Source organism: Paenibacillus sp. FSL H7-0714 (assembly GCF_038003765.1).
In the GTDB taxonomy this organism is placed as follows: Bacteria; Bacillota; Bacilli; order Paenibacillales; family Paenibacillaceae; genus Paenibacillus_AQ.
In genome coordinates this window covers 5,519,639-5,531,580 of record NZ_JBBOPT010000001.1, presented here as the reverse complement: position 1 = coordinate 5,531,580, position 11,942 = coordinate 5,519,639, and the positions used below count along the sequence as shown (strand labels likewise).

The following is an 11,942-nucleotide window of genomic DNA, read 5'->3' as shown; positions in this document are numbered from 1 at the left end:
AACTCATTGCTTTTGGGGTCCCCTGAATGATCAAAAAAACATCCGCAGGATCATGATCGAAACAATCCCAACCAGTACAGTTCCCAGCAAACTCCGGGTCTTTATAGCGATCCAAAAAGTAGGGATTGCCGCAAAAAGCTCAACGTTATTAGCTATAGGTGAGAATTTTCCATCATTTAAGAGGATCTCCTGACCTATTAGTGCCGCCATAACAGAGATAGGAACATAATTTAACCAGCGCATTCCCCATTCAGGCAATTCGAATCGGCTTAGAATCATTAATGGAACCACCCTTGGAATGAAGGTTACCAAAGCCGCCCCTAGAATAATCAAAAATACATCCCATCTCACTTCCATTTTTCAAGCACCATCCCTACTGTTGACGCAATGACCGTTGCAATAATGACACCCACACTACCGGAGAATACGAAGGAGCTAGCTACAGCGATGATTACTGCTAGGATTGCGACAACTAAATCAAGTTTTATTTTATTACGATCAATCATGGAAATAACAAGGATGCCAATGAACATGGCAGGTAAAGCAAACTGTAGACCGAATTGATCTGGATCAGAAATCCACTGTGCCAAAAAAGCTCCCGCTATATTCGCAATAAACCAATTTAAATAGGCAGTGAGATTAAGGCCATGCATCCATTTTTCACTGATTTGTTGCTTATTCACTGTTTGATTAATAGCAACTCCAAAGGTCTCATCTGTCAGCAGGGTTCCAACCAGCATGTTTCTCAGTGGGGTAAGATGCCGGAAATAAGGTGAAAGAGCTGCACTAAGCAAAATATGACGAAGATTCACGATAAATATCGTAACGATAATAGCAACAGGCGAGCTGCTTACAGCTATCATTCCAGCAACTATAAACTGTGCTGAACCGGCATAAAGCATCAGACTGATCAAGGCAATCTCAGCAATGCTCAGCCCGGCGGTCTTTTGAACAACACCTGCTGCAAGTCCAATGCTCAAATAACCGAGTAGTGTAGGAATGCAATCTTTTACCCCTTTAAGGAAGCTATCCTCCTCTTTTGGAGTAGGGATTGTCTCTAGTTGAAAGTTCTCTATACTCATCATAGCCCCCTTGGTTCAAAAAAAGAATGTAGTAGCTAGCATATTACTTCCTAATATATTGATCAACCTATCACCTGATTATCTAGTCTGAAAGTCCTGAATTTGGCTTTATGGAGTTATAGGGTAAACACTTGGTGTACAATTGTCGATATAAGTAAAAGAGTGTGGGGATAAACCACCAAACGACATTATAACCTAAGGGAGAGAACAAATGACTGTGTACAGGAAAATGACGAAAATGCTCCTCATCATGATATTGTTAGCTACTGCGGTTTTTCCGGTAAGTGTCTTTGCAGCTGCCGGCGATATCAACTCGATTGAGTTTGAAAGCTCAGCCAAAGTGCAGCTTACGGTTGGACAAACGCCAAAGCAACTGAAGGTATATGCGAATGTGGAAGGGTCCTCCTCCAAAAGAGATGTGACTGGTGCAGTGGTATGGAATTCTTCTAACACTAACGCTGTAAAAGTAGTAAATGGCTTATTGACTCCGATAGATAGCGGAAAGGCTATTATTACAGCTACTTATAATCATGCACTCGCTACTATAGAAGTAGAGGTATCACATCCGATCAAAGAATTGAAGCTCGAATATAGCTCCGAAGGGAACTACAAATTGGGTGACGAAGAGGATAAACTGTTGGTCAAAGCCAATGCGATTGGTGGCGAAACAGCGACTTCTGCCAAGGATGTAACGGCTGATACCACTTGGAGCAGCTCCAATACAAGCGTGTTGACGATTGCAGAAGGTAAAATCACACTGGCGGGTGAAGGTACCTCAACCATTACTGCCAAATACAAGGATCTAACAGCAACCTTTAAAGCTGTAGTCAAATTGCCTTATTCTGAAATTGAGCTTAAAAATGATAAGGGCATCGTAATTAAGGAAATTGAAATGCTCGTTGGCGATAATCCGGTGAAAGTAGCTGCGTTTACCAAAGAGACTACAAAGACGACCGCAAATGATATTTCAGAGAAAGCGGAATGGTCTTCTTCTAATACAAGTGTCGCTACTGTAGACAAGGGAGAAATCAAAGTACTGTCCGCAGGAAAAGCTGTAATTACAGTATCTTATCTGGGGATTACACAAACTGTGGATGTATATGTACGTGCTCCTTACGAGGCGTTATTGCTTACTCCATCAGGCGATCAATTCTTGTTTATGGGTGAGAGCTTGAACGTTAAAGCAGAAGTTAGAGATGCTGCGAATTCCACTCCGAATGTATCCAGTAGTGCAGTATGGAGTTCGGACAACCAGCTCGCGGCGACGGTTACTGCGGGTACTGATGCTGCAGCGATCACCGCAAAAGCAGTGGGAACATCGGTTATTAAAGCAGAGTACAGAGGGATTAATAAAAGCTTTAAGTTGACGGTATATCCTACGATTACTGAGTTGGAAGCTGATAAAAAGGAACTGGACATGTACACAGAGGATTCCGTTAGTTTGCCAAAGGTCAACGGAACCAAGCTAGATGGAACGAAGCTGGATCTCAGTCAAGAAATCGAGTGGACTTCTGCCAACGATGAGATCGCCACCATCAAGGATGGCAAGCTCGTTGCTGAAAAGGCTGGTACTGTTAATATTGTCGGCAAAATAAAATCAGAGAATCCTACCTCCTCCAAAGCGGCTATCCGGGAAAAAAGTGTTGTAGTGAGTGTTACAGTTAAAGATAAGGTTCATATTTTGCTCGGACCAGAGGAAAACGTTGTGATTGTTACTGGTGAAGAGAAGGCTGTTCCTAAAGTCAAAGCTGTGATGGAAAATGGGAATGAACTCGATGCTACAAGTACTATGGAATGGGAGATTACCGGTACGAATGCAATTATCAAGACAACCTCTTCCGGCAAGGTAATCAAAGGACTGGTGAAGGGTTCTGCCACTTTAAAGGGAACCTACGCTAATAAGACTATTAGTATCCCGGTTACTATTGAACAAAAGGTTACTAAAATTGTTGTAGAACCGAATGCGATTGAATTGAATATTAAAGGTTCTAAATCCATAAAGGTAACGGCTTACTACTCTAATGGTAAGACGGGGAATATCTCCAGCAGTATGAATTGGGAGTCCTCGAATGAAGCAGTTGCTACGGTTAAAAGTACATCTGTTAAAGCCATAACAGAAGGAACTGCGACGTTATCAGGTTCTTACCAAGGGCTCGCTGCTAGTGTCAAAATTAATGTAGTTCCTAAGCTAATGAAGTTGACTGTCAACGAGAATAGACTGAAGATGGCTCCGGGAGCTGTTCAGAATGCAGTTGTGATTGCGCAGTATGATACGGGGAAGACCGCTATTGTTACTGGAAGTGCGGCGTGGACTAGCTCTAAGCCTTCTGTAGCTAGAGTATCTGCTAGCGGCCAGATTGTAGCTGTGAGCAAAGGAACGGCATCCATTAAAGGAAAGATTGGCACCAAGACAGTGACGGTAACCGTTACTGTGAAATAGATAAAGCAAATCATATAATAACTCTATAAGTGGTCTGGGTCTGCAAAGCCAACATTAATGTTGCTTTGCAGATTTTTTTATTTTAATCTATATTAATTCCGACTATTCCGATGTATAATTACATAAAATAAAAGAGAAGCGTTGGGGGAGATGAAAATATGGCAAAACAAAAGGTGTTATCGATTAAGACGATTGTTGCGATTGGTATCGGTTCTGCTTTATTCGTTATTTTGGGCAGGTTCGGTTCGATTCCATCCGGAATTCCAAACACTAACATTGAGACTACATACGCTTTACTGGCATTGTTCGCACTGTTGTACGGTCCGTTTGCCGGATTACTCATTGGCCTGATCGGACATACACTGAAGGATGCGATTTTTTATGGTTCCCCTTGGTTCAGTTGGGTGATCGCTTCTGGAATTGTTGGGCTCGTTGTTGGTCTGCTTGTGGCTAGAATTGGGATTCATGACGGGGAGTTCGGACGAAAGGAACTGATTCGTTTTAATCTGGCCCAGATTGTAGCAAACGCAATCGCCTGGTTCTTAGTAGCACCTGTACTGGATATTCTAATCTATGCAGAACCAGCGAATAAAGTATTCACACAAGGACTTATCGCCGGAGCATCCAATATAGTCACTGTAGCAGTGATTGGCTCACTACTCGCAATTGCATATGCAAAGACAAGAACGAAGCAAGGCAGCTTGACCAGAGAAGCCTGAGTAGCATATAATCCAAACCAAAAGCCGGTGGAGATCACCGGCTTTTTTATGGCTGTAAAACATATAATGGAAGTGAAATTCTTCAAACGAAGCTAAGAGGAAGGTCAAGGATGAAAAAAGCAGTGATTGAATTTAAGGATTTTAGTTTTCAATATCGAGCACAGCAGGAGCCTACACTCACAGATATCAACTTAACGATTGCCGAAGGGGAGAAGGTACTTATTGTGGGACCCTCTGGTTCTGGAAAAAGTACACTGGCTCATTGTATAAACGGACTCATCCCTTTTGCCTATAAAGGTGAAATGTCTGGGTCTTTGCGAATTATGGGTCTGGAGCAGAAAGAACTTAGTATTGCGGCATTGTCGGATCAGGTCGGGACTGTACTACAAGACCCGGATGGACAATTTGTTGGATTAACGGTTGGTGAGGATATCGCCTTCAGTCTGGAGAATCACGCGGTTCAACAGGCCGAAATGATAGAAAAGGTAGTGGCTGCGGCAACAGCCGTGGATATCCACGAATATTTGGGAGCGTCACCTCAGGAATTGTCAGGTGGTCAGAAGCAGAAAACAACCTTAGCTGGTGTTCTAGTTGGTGATGTGGACATCCTGTTGTTTGATGAGCCTTTGGCAAACTTAGATCCATATACCGGCACAAAAGCGATTGAGCTTATTGACCGAGTGCAAAAAGAGACCGGTAAAACGGTTATTATTATCGAGCACAGGCTCGAGGAAGTACTTCACCGTGCGGTGGACCGCATTATTGTGATCCATGACGGACGCATTGCGGCGGATATGCCAGCCGCTGAGCTATTAAGCACTCGCTTACTTTCAGAAGTAGGCATTCGGGAACCTCTCTATTTAACGGCTTTAAAGTATGCAGGATGTACGATTGCATCAGATATGAATCCACAGCATATAGATGAAATTCGGCTGGACTCTTGCTCCAGCAAGCTTGAGTACTGGTATGATAACAATAATTCGCAACAGGATAAACGTGAGAGTCTACCTATCCTTGAGTTACATGATGTTTCATTCGGTTATGAGAAGAGCAGACCAGTACTTCATAAACTTAACCTTCTTATTCATAAAGGAGAGATGGTCTGTATAGCTGGGAGAAATGGTGCTGGGAAATCCACGGTATCTAAGCTTATCTGTGGCTTTTATAAGCCCACTTCCGGTTCGATATTGATGAACGGAAGGGATATTGCCAAGGATACGATTAAGGAGCGGGCAGAGCGGATCGGTTTCGTGATGCAGAATCCTAATCATATGATTTCTAAGACGCTTTTATATGATGAGGTTGCGCTAGGCCTTAAATTACGAGGGGTGTCCGAGGAGATTATTCGTGAGCGAGTGCATCATGTTTTGAAAATATGCGGTCTATACGCTTTTCGTAGCTGGCCCATCTCTGCGCTCAGCTACGGTCAGAAGAAACGTGTGACTATTGCTTCTATTATGGTCCTGGAGCCGGAAGTGATCATATTAGATGAGCCGACTGCAGCACAGGATTATAGGCACTACAACGAAATGATGGAATTTCTTTTGACGCTTCGGGAACAGGGAATGACGGTCATTATGATTACGCATGATATGCATCTTATGCTGGAGTATGCCGATAGAGCTGTAGTGTTGTCTGATGGTGTTAAGCTTGCTGATGATAGCCCTGAGCGAGTATTAACCAATATAGAAGTAGTGAAGAATGCTAATTTGAAAGAGACCTCACTATTTACATTGGCTATGAAGGTCCAATTGGATCAGCCAGAAGAGTTCGTAAGAAGATTTATTGCATACGACAGGAGGAGCCGGGGCGGATGAAGGCCACAATGTTAACTTTTACGAAGCAAGATTCACCTATTCACCGTCTTACAGGCGCTACTAAGCTGATTTTATTTATAGTGTGGTCTGTGACAGGGATGATTACATATGATACAAGATGTTTAATAGTGATGCTATTATTTAGTTTGATTGCCTTTAGAGTCTCTAAAGTTCAATTTCAGGATTATGCTTTCGTACTATATTTTATCCTGATCTTCTTTGTGCTTAATCATATAGCTATCTTTATTTTTTCTCCTTTGGAAGGTGTAAAGGTTTACGGTTCACGTCATGATATTGTTCATCTTGTAGGTCGGTATACCGTTACATATGAGCAGCTATTCTATCAATTAAATATTGCCCTTAAGTATGCAGTAGTCATTCCCATGGCACTGTTGTTACTTCTAACGACAAATCCTAGTGAGTTCGCAGCGTCTTTAAACCGGATTGGTGTGAATTATAAAATTGCATATTCTGTATCGCTTGCGCTGCGGTACATTCCGGATATCCAAAGAGATTATGAGAATATATCGTTCTCTGCTCAGGCACGGGGAATAGACATCTCTCGAAAAGAAAAGCTGCCTAAGCGGCTTAAAAATATCATTTCGATTCTAATGCCCTTGATTCTGACTAGCATTGAGCGAATTGAGAATATTAGTACGGCTATGGAGTTACGTGGCTTCGGAACTAATAGAAAACGGACTTGGTACAGCAGTCGTCCGTTCTCAAGAAATGACTATATTGCTTTAATCTTATTCGCTCTGATCGCAATATCTTCGACGGTAATCACTTTTTACGATGGATCGCGGTTTTATAATATTTTCGATTGAAGTATAATAGTACAGTTGTGGAAAGTTTGGGATCAGGCGTTACAGTATATTGTTACGATTGAAGACGTTTCTCCAGTCTTGACCATACAGGCAGGTAACATAATGGCAGTGCGATTAGCGAGCATACTACATTGAAAATAGTCTGTGCATGGGCGATTTGTGAGGCGGCTCCTCCGCCAATCCATGCAGCAGTTGCTTGTAGGGGCCCAATAAGAGGTAGGAACAGTAGCGCACCGCCTACATTGAGCGCAACATGCGACCAAGCGACGAAGACGCCGGAAGATGAGCCGCCGATGGAAGCAATGACTGCCGTGACGCAGGTACCGACATTAGCACCGAGCACGATGGCTATGCCGAGCTCTGGCGGCATGGCACCCGAGGCGGCAATTCCCATGGCCATGGCTATAACTGCTGCGCTGCTATGTAACAGGGCAGTTAAGCAGGCACCTGCAGCGAGTCCCCATAGGGCACTTGTGGCGGCATGATTCAGGAACCAGAGGAATAGGCCACTCTCTTGAAGAGTTCCGCCGATGGATTGCATGACTGCGATTCCCCATAAGACTAGGGCGAATCCTGATACAGCCAGGCTGATGAATTGCAGCGGCTCTGATATTTTCCGGCACAGTGCTACCGCCCGTGACGTATGTGGTAACTCGCCTGCTATAACCGCAGCTGCCCACAGACTCAGCGAGGCAGCCAGCAATGGGGAGGCCATGGAATTGATCTGAAGTCCGATCAGTTCTGTGGTCAAAGTAGTGCCGATGTTGCTACCTAAGATAATGCCTAGTGTACGAGCATAGGTGAGCAGGCCGGCATTCACCATACCGATCGTTAGCACGGTTACAGCCGTGCTGCTCTGAAGCAGGGCCGACAGCAAGCTACTGGCAATCATTCCTTTGATTGGTGTAGAGGTAGCCTTATTAAGGCTTCTAGTCATCAGAGGGCCTGCGAGCTTGGACAAGGCTGTTTCCATAAGCTTCATGCCAGCCAGAAAGATAATAAGACCATATATGATAGGGAAAAGCAGTTCACGGAACATAGGGCATACTCCTTTGGACGAGGGTTGTACACCAATATATGAAAGTAACAAGTAGGACATGTATAAAATCATTTTTAGAAAAACAGGGAGTTGAAGTCATTGGCATCGGTTATTTTAGAACGCAATCGTAAAAAAAGACTGGAACAGGGCCATCCATGGGTCTACGCAGGTGAAGTTGCATCAGTAGAAGGAAACCCAGAGGCTGGGGGATTAGTTGATGTCCTTAACCATCAAGGTCGGTTTCTGGCTGTAGGATATTACAATCCAGCATCGCAGATTCGGGTGAGAATTGTATCGCAGGGACCACTGGCGATCATGGATACAGCTTTTTTCGTAGAACGGTTTACGAATTGTCTGCAACATAGAGAACGTTTCCTCCCTGGGGCAGATGCATATCGTTTGGTTTATGGTGAGGCGGACTTTTTGCCAGGGCTTATTGTGGATCGGTTCGGGGATATTCTAGTTGTACAACTCCTTACACTCGGAATGGACAAGCGCCGTACAGAGATTGTTGAAGCACTTGTACAGGTTATGGCACCGCGTGGTATTTATGAACGCAGTGATGTTAGCGTGCGCGAACTGGAAGGGATGGAGCAGACTACAGGTGTGCTGTACGGGGAATGCCCACGTCATGTTACCGTAAGTGAGAATGGCCTTAAGCTGGTAGTAGATATCGAAGAGGGCCAAAAGACAGGCTACTTCTTTGATCAGCGTGAGAATAGAGCATCCATTGCCCCACTCATGAAGGGCTGGGGTGGACGAAGTGGCATTACGCTGCAAGAAATCGAAGCAGAAGATGGCTCGTTACAAACTTTGCCGGTAAACAAGAGTGGTAAACACGTAACCTTCCCTTATTGGGATGGTGCTACAGTGCTGGAATGCTTCTCACACACAGGCAGCTTCACTCTGCATGCTTGCAAGTATGGTGCGAAAAAAGTAACCTGTCTTGACGTTTCCGCTCATGCCATAGAGAGTGCCAAGGTCAATGTGGAGCTGAATGGCTTTAGTGATCGAGTGGAATTTGTAGTGGATGATGCTTTTGCTTACCTGCGCAATCAGGTAAAAGGTCTGGAGGAACGTTCGGAGCGGGCGACGATTGCAAGCGGAACGGAAACAACAGTAGCGTCCACAAATGCTAAATCCGGAGGCAAAACAACCAAAACGGATACCTCCAAGCCGATGACAGCAGGTGGAGGTAAAACTTGGGATGTAGTTATCCTAGACCCTCCAGCGTTTGCGAAAACTAAAAGTGCAGTAGCAGGTGCTTGCCGTGGTTACAAGGATATTAATCTACACGGCATGAAGCTGGTGAACGAAGGCGGATATTTGGTTACTGCAAGTTGTTCTTACCACATGCAGCCGGATCTATTCCTTGAGACAATTGCCGACGCAGCTAAAGATGCAGGTAAAGTATTGAGACTTGTGGAATGGCGTGCAGCAGGCAAAGACCATCCGCAGATTCTAGGCGTTAACGAAGGACATTATCTGAAGTTTGCGATTTTTGAAGTGCGGAGTAAGAAATAAGCTGGCTGTTCATATATAGGTAATGGATTTTAATCCGTAAAAGGAGTCTTCGATCGAGGCCCCTTTTTACGGATTTTTTGCTATGTTCTAAGAAGAGTAGGATTCGGGATTAACAAGGTATGTCCGCTCAGTCCAAAAAGTTGCCAAAACAGCACGAAATTCATGAATAGCGACTCCTGAGTCCGAATGTAATCCAGAAAGTATAAGCCGCTGTAATGCGGCTTATACTTTATTTTGATGGAAGTCACGATCAAGCTTAATTTTGGGCCTCGGGTACATCATCAGATAATCGATTTACGGGTCGGATCAACAACTTTATCAAGGTGATTTTCCATTACAAGACGGATATTTTATCGGTTATAGGCCGGTGGAATAGTCGAAGAGGTAGGACCAGAAGTTTCAAAAGTGAAACAGGGGTTATCCCTTTCAATATTGTATCTGACTTCATACGATCCAATATTTAACTACTGGCTACTCAGAAAATTGTAAGGTAATATCGCCGTTATTTGTATAAGCAGATAATTTTTTCGAACCATTCTCTTTATTGGCAGGCAAATTGCTATCTCCTTTCTTTACCTTGCTTAAGATCGCGAAATCATCATATGACCCTAGAATTGAACCGCTAATATTTCCGTTTTTTGTTTCAAGGGTTATAGCCGTCCCTACATTCAATTTGTCCAGTTGGATATTTCCGTTATTTATGTTTACTTCCACTGTCCCTAAAAACACGATTGTTGGTAATACAATACTTTCATTTGATGTTTTTAAAGTCAAATTTTTTAAAGTTGCATCAGGTATCGATACCTGAATAGTTCTGGTTACTTGCGAGCCTTTTCCTCCGATATAGTCGTTCCATTCCTTATTACTGTCACTTACCATTGACAGTTCTTTATCGTCAGATAGATCAATCTTGTAAAAATCTTTCTCACTTTCATAGTAAACAATATGAATTTGTTCATCTTTAGATTTGAGGATATTTATTTTTTTGTCCTTTACATCAATTGTTAAGGTATCAATCTTTTGGGCAGGTATGATGTAATTTTTTTCCTCCATGGAAGTGGAGTCGGAGGAACATCCTGCTAATGATATCAATAGTGTCACCAATATGCCTATAGTAGTTAGTAATTTTTTTGCAGTACTTTTCATTATAAAATGCTCCTTTGTTAAATCATTTTTCTTTTAAATATAGCCAGTCCTACGAATGCCAATCTTAAGCTGCTATGCAGACAAGTTCCGATATGCAACAAAGCATTAGAGTTGAACATAATGATCTTGAAAAAGTCTACCCAAATATGTTGCAAGGGTTGGATTGGAATAAATACACAAAATGATAGTCACTAAAGTAGGATCTGTCAGCCAACCATACCAATATGACTGCATAGACAGCAATACATGTTTGATAATCCTTTGATACATGATTTAGTTCTTCATATTTGCCTTCCTCTCTGGTAATAAATTCATTTTGTATTTCGTTGCGTTTATCAGTCGCATATGTTTTAATCATCATAAACTTTTGTGTTACAAAAAGGTCAAGAGGGTAGATATGAACAACTATTTTACAATTAAGCAAGCAGCAGAGATCGTAGAGATGACCACTGAGACCTTACGGCACTATGATCGTATTGGATTAGTCAAGCCATGCCATAAAGATGAATTGTCGGGATATCGATACTATTCCGAGCAGGAGCTCGTAAAGCTGCAAACCATTGAACTGCTCAAAGCAATGGATCTTACTTTAATGGATATTAAAGATATTTTGCAGCAGAATGATCTCTCTAAAGTAATTGCATTTCTAAAACAAGCAGAAAAAAGAGCAGACGATAAAATTGCTCGTCTGCATTATGCAAAATCGAAAATTAAACGTGCCTATCTACATTATGAAAATAAGTTCCACGACGGTTATAGTCAAAGTGAAAATTACTTTGTCAGACACATAGAGGAAAGGGTAATTATGCTTTCGAATAAAATGGAAAGCCCCACACTTAAGAATTTATGGGACTATCACAGACATTTCTATCAACAAATTGAAACGTCTCTGCATTCACAATTTCTGTTTGAAGATATGGCAGGAATGTTCACGACTGAAGGAATAACACGATTATTTGCTGTTTGCTTGAAATATCCGTCTTTAGAGGGGCTGACTGTGCTACCAGAAGGGGACTATCTGTGTGCAATTTGTACCGAAGAGAATAAGAATGCTGTATTACAAAGTTTACTTGAAAGGGCAAAGACGGAATACGATGTGTGTCCAGATTTTGTTCTTCATAACATTATTGTGACTGGAATATTGCAGTGGGATTATCAGATACAACTGTTCATTAAGAAGGAAAAGAAAAATGTTTGATTGAAAGTCGCTAATTTAGCGGCTTTTTTTGATTAAGGAATCACGTTTCTTGCTTAACAAACTAGAAATACTAAACAGCAACTCACCAAAATACAATAGTTGCTGTTTACTTCGTAGCTTTTTTATTGTAAATCATTAGAAAATACTAGC

10 protein-coding genes are annotated in these 11,942 nt (G+C 42.4%); 6 read left to right on the top strand and 4 right to left on the bottom strand.

Annotated elements, in window-relative coordinates:
* Positions 1–30: 30 nt before the first annotated feature.
* Both NST34_RS24785 and NST34_RS24780 read right to left on the bottom strand, forming a co-directional pair.
* Entirely contained in the window at positions 31–357 is a 327-nt protein-coding gene (locus NST34_RS24785) for an AzlD domain-containing protein (protein WP_341059756.1), read from the bottom strand.
* A complete protein-coding gene (locus tag NST34_RS24780) occupies positions 348–1,082 on the bottom strand; it encodes an AzlC family ABC transporter permease (RefSeq protein WP_341129593.1) in 735 nt (244 codons plus the stop codon). The genes NST34_RS24785 and NST34_RS24780 overlap by 10 nt, the downstream gene beginning before the upstream one ends.
* Before the next feature lie 229 nt (positions 1,083–1,311).
* Between NST34_RS24780 and NST34_RS24775 the strand changes: the two genes are divergently transcribed.
* The 4 genes from NST34_RS24775 (at position 1,312) to NST34_RS24760 (ending at position 6,885) form a co-directional block, all read left to right on the top strand.
* On the top strand, positions 1,312–3,522 hold the full coding sequence (locus tag NST34_RS24775; protein WP_341128939.1) for a hypothetical protein: 2,211 nt from the start codon (positions 1,312–1,314) through the stop codon (positions 3,520–3,522).
* A gap of 158 nt (positions 3,523–3,680) precedes the next feature.
* Positions 3,681–4,241: an ECF-type riboflavin transporter substrate-binding protein gene (locus NST34_RS24770; protein ID WP_042190972.1), complete on the top strand. Its 561-nt coding sequence runs from the start codon at positions 3,681–3,683 to the stop codon at positions 4,239–4,241.
* Positions 4,242–4,351: 110 nt separating this feature from the next.
* Positions 4,352–6,058 (top strand): ABC transporter ATP-binding protein, encoded by a 1,707-nt coding sequence (locus NST34_RS24765; protein WP_341128938.1) that lies wholly within the window; start codon positions 4,352–4,354, stop codon positions 6,056–6,058.
* A complete protein-coding gene (locus NST34_RS24760) occupies positions 6,055–6,885 on the top strand; it encodes an energy-coupling factor transporter transmembrane component T family protein (RefSeq protein WP_341128937.1) in 831 nt (276 codons plus the stop codon). Before NST34_RS24765 ends, NST34_RS24760 begins: the two co-directional genes overlap by 4 nt.
* 52 nt (positions 6,886–6,937) lie before the next feature.
* Here the strand turns inward: NST34_RS24760 and NST34_RS24755 are convergent, their stop codons facing one another.
* A complete protein-coding gene (locus tag NST34_RS24755; RefSeq protein ID WP_076284792.1) occupies positions 6,938–7,924 on the bottom strand; it encodes a Na/Pi cotransporter family protein in 987 nt (328 codons plus the stop codon).
* A gap of 99 nt (positions 7,925–8,023) precedes the next feature.
* Here NST34_RS24755 and NST34_RS24750 point away from each other — a divergent pair, with 99 nt between their 5' ends.
* The gene (locus NST34_RS24750) at positions 8,024–9,448 is read left to right on the top strand and encodes a class I SAM-dependent rRNA methyltransferase (RefSeq protein ID WP_341128936.1); all 1,425 of its coding nucleotides are present in this window, start codon (positions 8,024–8,026) and stop codon (positions 9,446–9,448) included.
* A 471-nt stretch (positions 9,449–9,919) separates the two neighbouring features.
* Here NST34_RS24750 and NST34_RS24740 read toward each other — a convergent pair whose 3' ends face one another.
* Positions 9,920–10,594 (bottom strand): DUF4097 family beta strand repeat-containing protein, encoded by a 675-nt coding sequence (locus tag NST34_RS24740; RefSeq protein WP_341128935.1) that lies wholly within the window; start codon positions 10,592–10,594, stop codon positions 9,920–9,922.
* A gap of 397 nt (positions 10,595–10,991) precedes the next feature.
* Between NST34_RS24740 and NST34_RS24735 the strand changes: the two genes are divergently transcribed.
* Positions 10,992–11,792 carry a MerR family transcriptional regulator gene (locus NST34_RS24735; RefSeq protein WP_341128934.1) on the top strand — a complete coding sequence of 267 codons (801 nt, stop codon included), beginning with the start codon at positions 10,992–10,994 and terminating at the stop codon, positions 11,790–11,792.
* The last annotated feature ends 150 nt before the right edge of the window (positions 11,793–11,942 follow it).